This is a genomic window from Streptococcus pasteurianus (assembly GCF_004843545.1).
Classification (GTDB): domain Bacteria; phylum Bacillota; class Bacilli; order Lactobacillales; family Streptococcaceae; genus Streptococcus; species Streptococcus pasteurianus.
Window position 1 is genome coordinate 592,255 of sequence record NZ_CP039457.1, and the last position, 15,953, is coordinate 608,207.

The window sequence follows — 15,953 nt, forward strand, 5'->3', positions numbered from 1 at the left end:
AATATTTATATTCTCAACTTTACATTATAACACGAGAACTATTTCTCGTCATCTGATCGAGGATAATTGTAATCGTTTTAAAGAGATGATATAATAAAGATGAAGTTATTTAGAATGATTCTAATTAAAATTAACTCATTACTCACTAATGGAAGGTAACGGATATGACAATTAGGGATTATGCAAAGTCAATTGTTTACGGTGGTATGGATGGCATTGTCACAACGTTTGCTGTGGTAGCAGGAGCTGTCGGTGGTAATTTGGGGATTAAACCGATTCTTATTTTAGGATTTTCAAATCTTTTAGCAGACGGATTTTCGATGGCAGTTGGTGATTATTTAAGCTCTACGACAGAAGAATCTGCGGTTAAAGCAAAAGCTGTAAAAAATGCAGGAGCAACCTTTATGTCATTTATCACTTTCGGCTTAATTCCTTTACTGTCATATCTTTTGATTAATGTTTTTAGTCTCTTTAAAATACACACATTTCTGATTGCTTGTGTCTTGGTATCACTTGCCTTAGCCTTACTTGGCTTGGTGAAAGCAATCATTACAGGTAGCAGTAAGAAAAAAGAAATTTTTAGAACCCTACTTATTGGCTTAATCGCTGCGCTTTTTGCCTATTATGTCGGCGAAGGTCTCGGAAAATTAGCAGGAACACGCTAGCAAAATTCACTCATTAATAATGAGTGGATTTTTTTAAACAATTCCCTTGACAAAGATTGGTATATACCATATAATAAAAATAGATAAGAGGTCTATACCAAAACAGAAGATGTTGGAGGATTTAAAAATGAAAATAATTCGTGTTAATAATCAAGTTGAAGGTGGTCAAGTGGCATTTTCTCTTTTGAAAGATGAAATGGCTAAGGGAGCTAAAACATTGGGACTTGCGACAGGTAGCACACCGCTTAGTTTCTATGAAGAAATTAGAAAGAGCAATCTTGATTTCTCAGATATGACTAGCATTAATCTGGATGAATACGTTGGTTTGGCAGCTGACAACGAGCAAAGTTATCGTCATTTTATGCAAGAAAATCTTTTCCAATACAAACCATTTAAAGAAAGTTTTCTTCCTAACGGCTTGGCAGAAGATTTGCAAGCAGAAACACGTCGTTATGACCAAGTGATTGCTGAACACGGTATTGATTTTCAAATTTTGGGAATTGGGCGCAATGGTCATATTGGTTTTAATGAACCTGGGACACCATTTGACGTGACAACACACATTGTTGATTTGGCAAAAGACACCATTGAAGCAAATAGCCGTTTCTTTGCCAGCATGGATGATGTGCCAAAACAAGCCATTTCAATGGGTATCAAATCAATCATGGCTTCTAAGGTGGTTGTTTTAATGGCTTACGGCGAAGGTAAAGCTGACGCTATCAATCAAATGATTAATGGACCTGTCACTGAAGAATTGCCAGCGAGTGTCCTTCAAAATCACCCTAATGTTGTCGTGATTGTAGATGAAGCCGCAGCAAGTCAATTAAACTAATAAACATGAAGTCTGGGTTTTGACACTCAGACTTTTGCTGTCTAAAAATTATTGATAACATGGTAAAATAGAACCATGCGTTTAGACAAATTATTAGGTCAGGCTGGTTTTGGGTCGCGAAATCAGGTTAAAAAATTAATTCGCAGTCGCCAAGTGTATGTGGACGGTCGTTTGGCTGAAGCGGATAATCTCAACGTTGAGACCAGTCTGCAAAAAATCACAGTATCAGGAAAACAAGTCAAACAGTCATCAGAGAAATATTTTCTTCTCAATAAACCTGCTGGCGTTGTTTCAGCAGTGTCTGATAAAGAACATCAGACAGTGATTGATTTAATCAAAGAAGCAGACCGTGTTCCACAGCTTTATCCAGTCGGACGACTTGACCGCAGTACCGAAGGTTTGCTTCTCATTACCAATAACGGTCCGCTAGGTTACCGAATGTTACATCCCAAATATCACGTTGCCAAGACTTATTATGTCGAGGTTAATGCGTTTTTAGCTGATGATGCGCCAGCATTTTTTGAAAATGGAGTATCCTTTGATGATGGAACGATTTGTAAGTCTGCTAAGCTTGAGCTTATCACGGCAAGTACAGAAAAAAGCTCTGCTTATGTCACGATTTCTGAAGGAAAATTTCATCAGATTAAAAAAATGTTTTTAGCCTACGGTGTAAAAGTAACCTATTTGAAACGACTAACATTTGGAGAATTTCAACTGGGCGATTTACCAAGCGGACAATATCGTGAGTTGACGTCTACCGAAAAAGAAATCTTGAAAAATTATCTGGATTAGGTGTCAGATGTTTTTCAGGATTTTTTTCGAATAAAATAGGTAGGAGGTGTGATGTGTTATCAGCGCTTGATGAAAATGGAAGATTAGTATCCTTGTTAGATGGTATCCCAGCTAACCAAAACTTTGTTTGCCCAGCTTGCCGCTCTGCTGTCCGTTTAAAAAATGGCAAAGTTATGCGTCCGCACTTTGCTCATGTTTCTTTGGATAAGTGTGATTTTTATAGTGAAAATGAAAGCAGTGAGCACCTTCAGTTAAAAGCGGCGCTTTATCATGCTGTGTCGCGGACTGAACAAGTCGTGGTTGAAAAAGTTTTACCAGATTTACATCAGGTGGCTGATTTATTTGTCAATGATAATTTGGCTTTAGAAGTGCAATGTTCGCGCTTATCAGAACAGCGATTATTTCAACGCACAAAAGCCTATCAAAGTCATGGTATTCAAGTACTTTGGTTGTTGGGGGAAAAGTTGTGGCTTGGCAATCGTTTATCACCTTTGCAACGTCATTTTCTTTATTTTTCGCAGAATATGGGCTTTCATTTGTGGGAGTTGGATGTCACAAAACAACTCATTCGTTTACATTATTTAATCTATGAAGATTTGCATGGCAAGGTTCACTATCTAACCAAGACTTGTTCATTTTCAGATGATATTATGGCATTTTTTCGACTTCCTTATCGACAGCAGAAGCTTTCAACTTACGAGGTAAACCAAGACCAAACCTTATTAACCTATATTCAAAAACAGTTATCTTCTCGCCATTCAATTTGGTTAAAAAGGCAAGAAAAAGCTTATTTAAAAGGGAAAAATTTGCTAAGTTTGCCTTTATCGGCTTATTTTCCACAAGTTCGTCCTTTTGATTTTGTTGAGGGGTTCTGTCAGATTTCGCAAGATTTATCACCGTTTTACGAAAATTTTCATCGCTTTTATCAAAATCAAACAGAAAAAGAACGTCAATGGCTTTATCCGCCAGCTTATTATGATAAAATGGTAAATAAACCTCAAAAAGGAGAATGTGATGTCAGATAATCGTAGTCATATTGATGAAAAATACCAATGGGATTTAAGCACAGTTTTTGCTACAGATGATGCTTGGGAAGCGGAGCTGGCTAGTCTTGATAGTGATTTAGAAAATGCTAAAGCTTACAAAGGACGTTTGACAGCGTCAAGTAATGATTTGCTTGCTATTACGGAAAGTTACCTTGCCTTGTCGCGTCGTTTGGAGAAGCTTTATGTTTATGCTTCAATGAAAAACGACCAAGATACAACAGTAGCCAAATACCAAGAATACCAAGCTAAAGCAACAGCAATCTATGCCAAGTTTAGTGAAATTTTTGCTTTTTACGAACCTGAATTGATGCAATTGTCTAAAGAAGCTTTTGAGGATTTCGTGGCAGAAACACCAGCTTTATCTGCTTATGCACATTTCTTTGAGCAACTTTTCAAACGTCAACCGCATGTTTTGTCACAGGCTGAGGAAGAATTATTAGCAGGTGCGCAAGAAATTTTTGGAGCTGCAGGAGAAACATTTGGGCTTTTGGATAATGCTGACATCATTTTTCCAATCGTTCCAGATGATGAGGGCAAAGAAATTCAGCTAACGCATGGTAATTTCATTAGCTTGTTAGAATCAAAAAATCGTGATGTCCGCAAAGAAGCTTACCAAGCTTTGTATGCAACTTATGAACAATTCCAACACACTTATGCGAAAACCTTGCAAACCAATGTCAAAGTGCATAACTATGAAGCGCGTGTTCATCATTTTAAATCAGCACGTGAGGCAGCACTTTCGGCTAATTTTATTCCAGAATCTGTTTATGATACCTTGATTGAAACGGTCAATGCTAACCTGCCTTTGCTTCATCGTTACGTGGAACTTCGCAAGAAAATCCTTAAACTGGATGATTTGAAAATGTACGATATTCATACGCCACTTTCTGAAATGGATATGAGTTTTACCTATGAAGAAGCTTTGGTAAAAGCTGAAGATGTCTTGGCTGTTTTTGGCAAAGAATATTCTGAGCGTGTTCATCGTGCTTTTACAGAACGCTGGATTGACGTCCATGTCAATAAAGGCAAACGCTCTGGTGCCTACTCTGGTGGTTCGTATGATACGAATGCTTTCATGCTGTTAAATTGGCAAGATACCTTGGATAATTTGTTTACCTTAGTTCACGAAACAGGGCACAGCTTGCATTCGACATTTACACGTGAAAATCAACCCTATGTTTATGGAGATTACAGTATTTTCTTGGCAGAAATTGCTTCAACAACTAATGAAAATATTTTGACAGAAACACTTTTGAAAGAAGTTGATGATGACAAAGCACGCTTTGCAATTTTGAATCATTATCTTGATGGTTTCAAGAGTACCATTTTCCGCCAAGCACAATTTGCGGAATTTGAAGATATCATTCATAAGGCAGACCAAGCTGGAGAAGTGTTGACGAGTGATTACCTCAACCAACTTTATGCCGACTTAAACGAGAAATATTATGGACTCAGCAAAACAGACAACCTAGAAATCCAATACGAATGGGCACGCATTCCGCATTTCTACTACAATTACTATGTTTACCAATACGCCACAGGATTTGCGGCAGCTAGTTATTTAGCTGATAAGGTTGTTCACGGTACACAAGCTGATATTGACCGCTACCTTGATTATCTGAAAGCAGGTAATTCTGATTATCCGCTTAATGTGATCAAAAAAGCTGGTGTGGATATGACAACAAGTGCTTATCTAGACGCTGCTTTCCGAATTTTTGAGGAACGCTTGGATGAGTTGGAAGCTTTAATTGAAAAAGGAGCACATCTATAAAATTATAGCGAGGTTGAGTATTCTAACCTCGTTTTTATGTTATAATAGAAAAAATTTTGGGGAGGTGCTGGCATGGAAATTAGGAAACTAGATGTTAGTGATGAAGCGGCTTACCGAGCTTATCAAACGGCTTTGGAAAATGACGATAATCCCTTTATCACGACACGTGAGATTGGTGATTTTAAAACCTTTGTGGAAAATAGCAGAGCGCAAGAAACACAAACTACTAACCCTGATTATTCAACGATGACGACCTATTATGCCTTTTTGAATGGGAAAATTGCTGCGCTTATATCTTGTCGTTGGCAGCTGGAAAAGGGCAATCTTGCGACGATTGGTGGACATATCGGATATCAAACCTCACCAGAATTTAGACGACAAGGTATCATGACCAGACTTCTCAGCTTTGCCCTTGAGCAATATGCCAAACGTGGCATCAATCCTGTGCTTATCACAGCGCGTGAGGACAATATTGCCAGTCGTAGAACCATTGAAAAAGCTGGCGGTATTTTGGAAAATATTATCGATTTAGAGGATGGGCATCGTCTAGCGCGTTATTGGATTACCTTGGACTTGGAGAATTCAGATTAATATTGAAATGAGGAGACAGAAGTGACAACATTTATTTGGGATTTTGACGGAACTTTGGTGGATTCCTACGAAGCGATTGGGCAAGCCTTGCAAGTGACTTATGCGCATTATGGCTTGGCTTTTGATGAACAATGGATTATGGATTTTATTATCAAAGAATCGGTCAAAGCTTTGCTTTATCAAGTGGCAAAAGAGCAAGAATTAGATTTTACGGAGCTATCAGCTTTCTTTAAAAAAGAGCAGGAAGCGCGTGATTATCTGATAAAACCCATGCCACATTTAACAGAGGTTCTTGCGGCAACCAAACAAAAAGGAGTGACACACTTTGCCTATACGCATAAAGGTATCACGGCAAATGATGTTTTAGAAAGACTAGGCGTGCATCAGTATTTTACAGAAGTGGTGACATCAGCAAATGGCTTCGCTCGTAAGCCTGAACCCGAAGCGATTAACTACCTTCTTGAAAAATATGAGTTGGATAAAACAAGCACTTATTACGTTGGTGACCGTCGTCTTGACGTTGAAGCTGCCGAAAATGCAGGCATTAAATCAATTAATCTCGGTCAACCGTCATCAAAAATCAATCAACACATTGCTGATTTATCCGATATTGTGGCACTTTTTAATGACTAAAAATCGAAGAAAGCCTATTCACAACGGGTTTATTTTGCTATATAATAAGAGTTATGGTTAAATCATATTCAAAAACAGCAAATCACAATATGCGTCGTCCCGTAGTGAAAGAAGACATTGTTCGCTATATGCGAACACATCAGAAGCAAAATGAGGGCTATCTGGCAGAATTGGAAGCATTTGCTCATCAAGAAAATATCCCTATTATTCAGCATGAAGTTGTGGCTTATTTTCGTTTTTTGATGCAAACATTGCAGCCAAAAAATATTTTAGAGATTGGCACAGCTATCGGATTTTCAGCACTTTTAATGGCAGAAAATGCCCCAGATGCGAAGATTACGACACTTGACCGTAATCCTGAAATGATTGCCTTCGCCAAGGAAAATTTTGCTAAGTATGACACTCGCAAACAAATTACTTTGCTTGAAGGAGATGCCGTTGATACTCTTTCGACACTTGATGGGGAATTTGACTTTGTTTTTATGGATTCAGCGAAATCAAAATACATTGTCTTTCTGCCAGAAGTCTTGAAACATTTGAAAGTCGGCGGAGTCATTGTCTTTGATGATGTTTTCCAAGGCGGGGATATTGTCAAGCCAATCGAAGAAGTGCGCCGCGGACAACGGACAATCTATCGTGGGCTTCAACGATTGTTTGATGCGACACTGGATAATCCAAATTTAACAGCAACCTTACTTCCGTTAAGCGACGGATTATTGATGATTCGTAAAAATACAGCAGATATATCACTGTAAAATTAAGCAATATTTAAGTTATTGTGATATACTAGTGGAGTTAAAGACAAATTAAGGAGTTTAATAACAATGGCCAACAAAGAAAAATCAGGGTTTAAGAAAGTTATCCAAAGTAAAGCTTTCAAAGGTGTTTCAATTGCAGTAGCTTCAGCTCTTATCGGTGCAGGTGTAACTTACCTTGCTACTAACAGCAATTCAGAAACAAAAGCTCTTGTTACCATGAAAGGTGATACTATCACAGTATCAGACTTCTACAGTGCTGCAAAAAGTTCAAAATCTTCACAACAAACAATGTTGAACTTGATTTTGTCACGTGTCTTTGAAGACCAATATGGAAGCAAAGTTTCAGATAAAGAAGTGACTGAAGCTTACAATAAAACTGCTTCATCATATGGTTCATCATTCTCAAGTGCACTTCAAGCTGCTGGTTTGACAACAGATACTTACAAGCAACAAATTCGCACATCAATGTTAGTGGAATATGCTGTTAAAGAAGCTGCCAAAGATAAATTGACAACTAAAAACTACAAAGAAGCTTACAAAGATTACACCCCTGATACAACAGCTACAGTTATTGCTTTGAGCAACGAAGACAAAGCTAACTCAGTTCACGATCAAGCAACTGCGGATGGCGCTGATTTTGATAAAATCGCTAAAGAAAACACAATAGCTAAGAAAACTGAATACACATTTGACTCAGCAGATACAAAACTTCCAACAGATGTTATGGATGCTGCATTCAAACAAAATGAAGGTTCAGTTTCAGATGTTATCAAAGTAATGAATTCTTCAACATATTCATACACATACTACATCGTTAAGACAACTAAGAAAACAGATAAAAACTCTGATTGGAAGACATACAAAAAACGCTTGAAGAAAGCTATCATGGCTAAATATCAAAACGACACAAACTTCCAAAATCAAGTTATTGCTAAAGCTCTTGATAAAGCTAACGTGAAGATTAAAGATAACACCTTTGCAAGTATTCTTTCACAATATGCAACAAGCTCATCATCAAGTTCTTCAGCTTCATCATCAAAAGCTTCATCAACTTCTTCTGAAGCAAGCTCATCAAGTTCAACAGAAGAATCATCAACAACTGAATCATCTACAGATTCAGCTGAATAAGCTACTTGACCAGAAGCTTAAAATACAGTACAATTAAAAAGATTGAGAATCGTTTTTAAAAATTCAGATTCAGAAAAGTGGCGGTTGCTGCGAGCCATGGATGAAGTTAAAAATGTGCTACTCATGTTTTCTAATTGTCAATATTGGTAACCGAGTTACCAGGGTCAAATGCAAGAAAAAACAATTTAAGAGATAAATGAAGAATGACAGGTTCATTGAAAAGAGGTGGTACCGTGGCTAACGTCACCCTCTATGAGATGGACTTGCCGTTTTTTGTATCCTTAATGGCATAAAAGATGATTTCAATCTATGGCAAGCGTTGTAACATCGCTTAGTAACAAGAAAAGGAAAGATAAAATGAAACAATTGACTAGTGCGCAAGTGCGCCAAATGTGGCTAGACTTCTGGAAATCAAAAGGTCACTCTGTTGAACCTTCTGCAAACTTGGTTCCTGTAAACGACCCAACTTTGTTGTGGATCAACTCAGGTGTTGCCACACTTAAAAAATACTTTGATGGTTCAGTAATTCCAGAAAACCCACGTATCACTAATGCTCAAAAAGCTATCCGTACAAATGACATCGAAAACGTTGGTAAAACAGCTCGTCACCATACAATGTTTGAAATGTTGGGTAACTTCTCTGTTGGTGATTACTTCCGTGATGAAGCAATCACTTGGGGATTTGAATTATTGACAAGTCCAGAATGGTTTGACTTCCCTAAAGATAAACTTTACATGACTTACTACCCAGATGATAAAGACACTTACAACCGTTGGATTTCACTTGGTGTTGAACCAAGTCACTTGATTCCAATCGAAGACAACTTCTGGGAAATTGGTGCTGGACCTTCAGGACCAGATACTGAAATCTTCTTTGACCGTGGTGAAGACTTTGACCCAGACCACGTTGGTATCAAACTTCTTGCTGAAGATATCGAAAACGATCGTTACATCGAAATCTGGAACATCGTGTTGTCACAATTTAACGCTGATCCAGCTGTTCCACGTTCAGAATACAAAGAATTGCCACACAAAAACATTGATACGGGTGCCGGTTTGGAACGTTTGGTTGCGGTTATGCAAGGGGCTAAAACAAACTTTGAAACTGACCTCTTCATGCCAATCATTCGTGAAATCGAAAAATTATCTGGTAAAACTTATGATCCAGATGGCGACAACATGAGCTTTAAAGTTATCGCTGACCACATACGTTCACTTTCATTTGCTATCGGTGATGGTGCTCTTCCTGGTAACGAAGGTCGTGGATATGTGCTTCGTCGTTTGCTTCGTCGCGCAGTTATGCACGGTCGTCGCCTTGGTATCAACGAAACATTCTTGTATAAATTGGTTCCAACTGTTGGTAAAATCATGGAATCATACTACCCAGAAGTGCTTGAAAAACGTGAATTTATCGAAAAAATCGTTCGTCGTGAAGAAGAAACATTCGCACGTACAATCGATGCTGGTTCAAACATGCTTGACCAATTGTTGGCTGATTTGAAAGCAGCTGGTAAAGACACTGTTGAAGGTAAAGATATCTTCAAATTGTATGATACATATGGATTCCCAGTTGAATTGACTGAAGAATTGGCTGAAGACAAAGGCTTCAAGATTGACCACGCTGGCTTTGAAGCTGCTATGAAAGAACAACAAGAACGTGCGCGTGCAAGCGTCGTTAAAGGTGGTTCAATGGGTATGCAAAGCGAAACATTGTCAAGCATTACTGAAGAATCAGTCTTTAGCTACACTGAAGAAGTTCTTGATTCTACATTGTCAGTTATTATCGCTGATAACGAACGTACTGAAGCTGTTTCAGAAGGTCAAGTATTGCTTGTCTTTGCGAAAACTCCATTCTACGCTGAAATGGGTGGACAAGTAGCTGACCACGGTGTTATTAAAAATGATAAAGGTGACATCGTTGCTCGCGTGACAGATGTTCAAAAAGCTCCAAATGGTCAAGCTCTTCACACAGTTGATGTTCTCGCAAGCTTGTCAGTTGGTACGACATACACACTTGAAATTGATAGCAAACGTCGTCACAGTGTTATCAAAAACCACACAGCTACTCACTTGCTTCACGCTGCACTTCACCACGTTATCGGTGAACACGCTACTCAGGCTGGTTCTCTTAACGAAGAAGGATTCTTGCGCTTTGACTTCACTCACTTTGAAGCAGTAACTGCTGATGAATTGCGTCAAATCGAAGAAGAAGTTAACCAACAAATCTGGAATGCTATTCCAGTTAAGACTGTTGAAACTGACATTGATACTGCTAAATCAATGGGTGCTATGGCCTTGTTCGGTGAAAAATACGGTAAAAACGTACGTGTTGTAACAATCGGCGATTACTCAATTGAACTTTGTGGTGGTACACACGTTTCAAATACAGCTGAAATCGGAATCTTCAAGATTGTTAAAGAAGAAGGTATCGGTTCAGGAACTCGTCGTATCCTTGCTGTAACTGGTAAAGAAGCCTTTGAAGCATACCGTCAAGAAGAAGAAGACCTTAAAGCAATTGCTGAAACTCTTAAAGTGCCTCAATTGAAAGAAGTTACTAAGAAAGTAGTAAGCTTGCAAGAACAATTGCACAAATTGCAAAAAGAAAATGCTGAATTGAAAGAAAAAGCAGCAGCAGCACAAGCTGGTGACGTTTTCAAAGATGTTAAAGAAGCAAACGGTCTTCGCTTTGTCACTAGCCAAGTAACTGTTTCTGATGCAGGTGCCCTTCGTACATTTGCTGACAACTGGAAACAAAAAGACTATTCTGACGTTCTTGTCTTGGCAGCAGCTATTGGCGAAAAAGTCAATGTCCTTGTAGCAAGCAAATCAAAAGATGTTCATGCTGGTAACTTGATTAAAGTTTTGGCACCAATCGTATCAGGTCGTGGTGGTGGTAAACCAGACATGGCCATGGCCGGTGGTTCAGATGCTGCTAAAATCGCAGACCTTTTTGCAGCAGTAGCAGAAAATCTGTAACATCCGTTAGGCAGTCTTTGACTGATAAAGGAGTTGTTTTGTCAGATGAAATCTAAAAACACACTTTTGAAATTAGCTATCGCTTTTATCGGCATAACGCTGCTGATTCTTGCTTACATTATTATTGTAGATGCTCTGCAAGGTCATGTTGATTGGGTAACCTTACTAGTCGCTTTAGCAGAAGGCAGCCTCCTCAGCAGTCTGATAAAAATGTTACAAGATAGCGGAAAATAAACATAAGCCCACCTAAAAAGGTGGGTTTTTTAGTTATAGTTTTTAACTATCGAGTCTATTTAAAATAACTATTTTACGAGGGATTTTTAGACTGTTATAATAGTCACTAAGATTTCAGAATATTTTCACAGAAGATAGAATTGAGGGAAAAATGAAAGTTTCACTTATTCAGATGGCTATCCGTGAAGCGGATCCTGAGCAAAATAGAAAGAAAGTATTGGAGTTATTGGAAAAAGCGGTGCATGATGCGCCAGATGTGATTGTTCTTCCTGAGATGTGGAATACTGGCTATGCCTTGAAACAGCTGGCAGATATTGCTGATGTTAATGGGAAAGAAACGATAACGGATTTAGGAAATTTTGCTAAGAAGTACCATGTTAATTTGGTGGCTGGTTCGGTCGCAACGGCAAAAGAGAATCACTTTTTTAATACGACCTATGTGTTTAATCGAGAGGGGCAAGTGATTGCTGATTATGATAAGGTGCATTTGTTTGGTTTAATGGTAGAAGATGAGTACCTGCAAGCAGGCAATAAAGAAAGTGTCTTTGAACTAGATGATGTCAAAGCAGCTAGTGTGATTTGTTATGACATTCGTTTTCCAGAATGGGTGAGAACCTTGATGTCTAGCGGTGCTAAGGTTTTATTTGTAGTAGCTGAATGGCCCAAAGAACGTGTAGAGCAATGGGAGATTTTATTGCGAGCGCGTGCGGTTGAAAATCAAGCCTTTGTCGTGGCTGTCAATCGGGTTGGCGATGGCATTTCAGACCATTTTTCTGGGCATTCTCTGGTGATTGACCCATTGGGGAAAATCGTTTTACAAGTGCCAGATAATCAAGAGGGAATTTTTACGGCTGAACTTGATTTGACAGAAGTTGAAAAAAATCGAGGTCACATTCCAGTTTTTGCTGACCGCAAGCCAGATTTGTATCATTAGGAGGAATTAAGGTGTTTTCACAATCAAAGATTTTACAAGAATTGCCAGAACAGTTTTTTGCTAGTCTTGTCGCAAAAGTTAATGCCAAAGTGGCAGAAGGCTATGATGTCATCAATCTTGGACAGGGCAATCCAGATCAGCCAACTTATGATTACATTGTTGATGCTTTAGTTGAATCAGCCAAAAATCCTGCTTCTCATAAATACTCGCAATTTCGTGGAAATAGTAATTTTAAAGCGGCAGCCAGTCAATTTTATAAGGACAATTATCATGTAAATCTTGATAGCGAAAAGGAAATTTGTGTCCTTGGTGGCGCAAAGATTGGCTTGGTAGAATTTCCTCTGGCGACAATGAATCCTGATGAATTGCTCTTGTTGCCAGACCCAGGTTATCCAGATTATCTCTCAAGTGTGTCGCTTGGAAAAATCAACTATGAGACATTTCCGTTAAAAGCTGAAAATAATTTCTTACCAGACTTGCAAGCTATTCCTGAAGAAATAGCTAAACGTGCGAAATTCATCTATGTTAATTATCCTAATAATCCGACAGGTGCGGTTGCAACTGCAGCGTTTTACGAAGAACTCGTCGCTTGGGCTAAAAAATACGAGGTTGGGGTAGTTAGCGATTTTGCTTATGGTGCCTTAGGGGCAGACGGTTATGAGAATCCAAGCTTTTTGTCAACACCTGGAGCTAAAGATGTCGGCATTGAGTTATACACTTTTTCTAAGACCTTTAATATGGCAGGGTGGCGTTTGGCATTTGCGGCAGGAAATGAACAATTGATTGAAGCGCTTAATTTGCTACAAGACCACCTTTTTGTAAGTATCTTCCCTGCTATTCAAGATGCGGGAGCAGTAGCTCTTTTAGATGAAAAAGCAAAAGCAGCAATCGCAGGGTTAAATCAGAAATACAACGAGCGTCGCCATGCTTTTGTTCAAGCAGCAGAAAAAATTGGTTGGCATGCTTTTGAGTCAAAAGGGTCATTCTATGCTTGGATGCCCGTACCAGAAGGGGATGACAGCGAAAGCTTTGCAGATTTGCTATTAAATGAAGCTCATGTTGCTGTCGCACCAGGAAAAGGTTTTGGAGAACAAGGAGACGGATACGTCAGAATCGGCTTGCTCGTCGAACCAGACCGCCTTGTCGAAGCCGTCGAGCGAATTAACAAACTGAAATTATTTGAAAAATAGTGAAAGCATAAGTGAAAATTTATGCTTTTTTTGTTTTTTATGCAAAAAACACTTGACTTATGAATAAATATACTATAAAATTGAATACATATTTATTCAAGGAGTGTATATTATGAAGGTGTCAATTGTTGGTATCACTGGATATAGTGGTCTCGAATTAGTTAAATTATTGAATAATCATAAAAATGTTACGATTGCTTCGATTCATGCAACTAAGGAAATCGGCCGACGATTGTCAGAATTATACCCTTACCTTGTTGGTGTTTGTGACTTAGTTATTGAGGCATTTAATGCTCAAGAAATCATGGAAAAATCAGATTTGGTTTTCTTTGCGACACCAAGTGGGGTGGCTAGCCAGTTAGCGCAGCCATTTGTTGAAACTGATTTCCCAGTGATTGATTTGTCGGGAGACCATCGTTTGCCAGCTGATTCTTATGAAAAATGGTATAAAAAAACACCAGCTAGTGATGATGTGTTGAATAAATTTACATATGCTTTGGCAGAATTTACAGATGTCCAAGGTAAGAAATTCATTTCAAACCCTGGTTGCTATGCGACAGCAACAGAATTAGCCTTGATTCCATTGCTAAAAGCTGGTGTGGCTGAAGAAGATTCTATCATCGTTGATGCAAAAAGTGGTTTGACGGGGGCTGGTAAAGCTTTATCAGAATCAAGTCACTTTGTCAATGTGCATGATAACTACGTGACTTACAAATTAAACCGTCATCAGCATATTCCTGAAATTGTGCAGGAATTGCAATTATTTAGCAAGAAGTTACACCACATTCAGTTTTCAACGTCATTGTTGCCAGTTAACCGTGGGATTATGGCGACTTCTTATGTTAAATTGAAAAAACCATTGAGCGAAGCGGAATTATACGCCATTTACAAGGATGCTTACAAGGACAAACCTTTTGTTCGCATCCAAGATGATTTGCCAGAATTGCACAATGTTATCGGTTCAAACTTTACAGATATTGGTTTTGTTTACAATGATGTCACAAATGTGCTGACGGTCGTATCTGTTATCGATAATTTGATTAAAGGCGCTGCTGGTCAAGCCGTGCAAAATCTGAATTTGATGAATGGTTGGAACGAAACAGAAGGTTTGTTGATTTCACCGAATTATTTATAGAAATAGAAAGGAAGTAGCACAGAAGGTTATTGGGAAGTATGAGTTCCTTACGTGTTACAGGTATAAGAAGATGAAAGTGATTGAAGGAAATGTTGCGAGCCCTCTTGGTTTTTCGGCAGACGGTTTGCATGCAGGATTTAAGAAAAGAAAACTTGATTTTGGTTGGATTGTTTCAGAAGTTCCCGCTAGTGTAGCAGGTGTTTACACGACAAATAAAGTCATTGCTGCGCCATTGATTGTGACACGAAATTCCATTAAAAAAGCGCAAAAGATGAAAGCAATCGTTGTGAATTCAGGAGTGGCAAATTCTTGTACGGGCGTGCAAGGAATGGAAGATGCCTATACTATGCAAAAATGGACAGCTGAAAAATTAGGCGTTGAGCCTGATTTGGTCGGTATTGCTTCAACGGGTGTTATTGGTGATTTGTTGCCAATGGATACTCTTAAAACTGGGCTTTCTAAGCTTGTTGTTAATGGTAATTCTGATGATTTCTCGAAAGCTATCTTAACAACAGATACTATGGTTAAAACCGTTGCTGTCACAGAAAAATTTGGTCGTGATGAAGTGACCATGGCTGGTGTAGCGAAGGGTTCAGGAATGATTCATCCAAATATGGCAACCATGCTTGCTTTTATCACTTGTGATGCGAATATTTCAAGTGAGACCTTGCAGCTTGCGCTAAGCCAAAATGTTGAAACAACATTTAACCAAATTACGGTTGACGGTGATACATCAACAAATGACATGGTCTTAGTGTTATCAAATGGTTGTACATTGAATGAAGAAATCTTGCCAGATACACCAGAATTTGATAAATTCTCAGCAATGCTTAATTACGTCATGCAAGAATTGGCTAAGAAAATCGCCAAAGACGGTGAGGGTGCAAGCAAACTCATTGAAGTCAATGTCAAGAATGCACCTAATGCCCTTGATGCCCGTATGATGGCAAAAAGTGTCGTTGGTTCAAGTCTTGTTAAAACAGCGATTTTTGGAGAGGACCCTAACTGGGGACGTATTTTAGCAGCGGTTGGCTATGCAGGTGTTGATGTTCCAGTTGACAACATTGACATTTACCTCGGCGACATTCCTGTTATGCTAAAATCAAGCCCAGTTGACTTTGAAGTTGAGGAAATGCAAGACATCATGCACGAGGATGAGATTACGATTACGGTTGATTTGCATTCTGGTGAAGCAGTAGGAAAAGCTTGGGGCTGTGATTTATCGTACGACTACGTGAAAATTAATGCCCTTTATCGCACATAAAGAG

General features: G+C 38.7%; 15 protein-coding genes. All 15 read left to right on the forward strand.

Features of this window, described 5'->3' with window-relative positions; genetic code table 11:
• The first annotated feature begins 164 nt into the window (after window positions 1-164).
• The 15 genes from E8M05_RS03285 (at window position 165) to argJ (ending at window position 15,949) form a co-directional block, all read left to right on the forward strand.
• On the forward strand, window positions 165-665 hold the full coding sequence (locus E8M05_RS03285; RefSeq protein ID WP_003063844.1) for a VIT1/CCC1 transporter family protein: 501 nt from the start codon (window positions 165-167) through the stop codon (window positions 663-665).
• A gap of 127 nt (window positions 666-792) precedes the next feature.
• Entirely contained in the window at window positions 793-1,497 is a 705-nt protein-coding gene (nagB, locus tag E8M05_RS03290; protein ID WP_041972899.1) for a glucosamine-6-phosphate deaminase, read from the forward strand.
• 75 nt (window positions 1,498-1,572) lie between these two features.
• The gene (locus E8M05_RS03295) at window positions 1,573-2,289 is read left to right on the forward strand and encodes a pseudouridine synthase (protein WP_013851606.1); all 717 of its coding nucleotides are present in this window, start codon (window positions 1,573-1,575) and stop codon (window positions 2,287-2,289) included.
• Between the two features lie 53 nt (window positions 2,290-2,342).
• Window positions 2,343-3,314 carry a competence protein CoiA gene (locus E8M05_RS03300; RefSeq protein ID WP_013851607.1) on the forward strand — a complete coding sequence of 324 codons (972 nt, stop codon included), beginning with the start codon at window positions 2,343-2,345 and terminating at the stop codon, window positions 3,312-3,314.
• Window positions 3,304-5,106 (forward strand): oligoendopeptidase F, encoded by a 1,803-nt coding sequence (pepF, locus tag E8M05_RS03305; RefSeq protein ID WP_013851608.1) that lies wholly within the window; start codon window positions 3,304-3,306, stop codon window positions 5,104-5,106. The genes E8M05_RS03300 and pepF overlap by 11 nt, the downstream gene beginning before the upstream one ends.
• 72 nt (window positions 5,107-5,178) lie before the next feature.
• Window positions 5,179-5,697: a GNAT family N-acetyltransferase gene (locus E8M05_RS03310; RefSeq protein WP_013851609.1), complete on the forward strand. Its 519-nt coding sequence runs from the start codon at window positions 5,179-5,181 to the stop codon at window positions 5,695-5,697.
• A 21-nt stretch (window positions 5,698-5,718) separates the two neighbouring features.
• Window positions 5,719-6,330, forward strand: coding sequence for an HAD-IA family hydrolase (locus E8M05_RS03315; protein ID WP_003063855.1), 612 nt, complete (start codon window positions 5,719-5,721; stop codon window positions 6,328-6,330).
• Between the two features lie 53 nt (window positions 6,331-6,383).
• Entirely contained in the window at window positions 6,384-7,085 is a 702-nt protein-coding gene (locus E8M05_RS03320) for an O-methyltransferase (RefSeq protein ID WP_013851610.1), read from the forward strand.
• Window positions 7,086-7,154: 69 nt separating this feature from the next.
• Window positions 7,155-8,216: a peptidyl-prolyl cis-trans isomerase gene (locus E8M05_RS03325; protein ID WP_048791500.1), complete on the forward strand. Its 1,062-nt coding sequence runs from the start codon at window positions 7,155-7,157 to the stop codon at window positions 8,214-8,216.
• Window positions 8,217-8,573: 357 nt separating this feature from the next.
• Window positions 8,574-11,192 carry an alanine--tRNA ligase gene (gene alaS, locus E8M05_RS03330; protein ID WP_048791501.1) on the forward strand — a complete coding sequence of 873 codons (2,619 nt, stop codon included), beginning with the start codon at window positions 8,574-8,576 and terminating at the stop codon, window positions 11,190-11,192.
• Window positions 11,193-11,237: 45 nt separating this feature from the next.
• A complete protein-coding gene (locus E8M05_RS03335) occupies window positions 11,238-11,426 on the forward strand; it encodes a hypothetical protein (protein WP_003063866.1) in 189 nt (62 codons plus the stop codon).
• Window positions 11,427-11,577: 151 nt separating this feature from the next.
• On the forward strand, window positions 11,578-12,360 hold the full coding sequence (locus E8M05_RS03340) for a carbon-nitrogen family hydrolase (RefSeq protein WP_013851613.1): 783 nt from the start codon (window positions 11,578-11,580) through the stop codon (window positions 12,358-12,360).
• Between the two features lie 11 nt (window positions 12,361-12,371).
• Complete coding sequence (locus E8M05_RS03345; RefSeq protein ID WP_013851614.1) at window positions 12,372-13,550, forward strand: pyridoxal phosphate-dependent aminotransferase; 1,179 nt, start codon at window positions 12,372-12,374, stop codon at window positions 13,548-13,550.
• Window positions 13,551-13,662: 112 nt separating this feature from the next.
• Window positions 13,663-14,685, forward strand: a complete 1,023-nt coding sequence (gene argC / locus E8M05_RS03350; RefSeq protein ID WP_013851615.1) for an N-acetyl-gamma-glutamyl-phosphate reductase — start codon at window positions 13,663-13,665, stop codon at window positions 14,683-14,685.
• Window positions 14,686-14,755: 70 nt separating this feature from the next.
• Window positions 14,756-15,949, forward strand: a complete 1,194-nt coding sequence (gene argJ, locus E8M05_RS03355) for a bifunctional ornithine acetyltransferase/N-acetylglutamate synthase (RefSeq protein ID WP_013851616.1) — start codon at window positions 14,756-14,758, stop codon at window positions 15,947-15,949.
• Window positions 15,950-15,953: the final 4 nt, after the last annotated feature.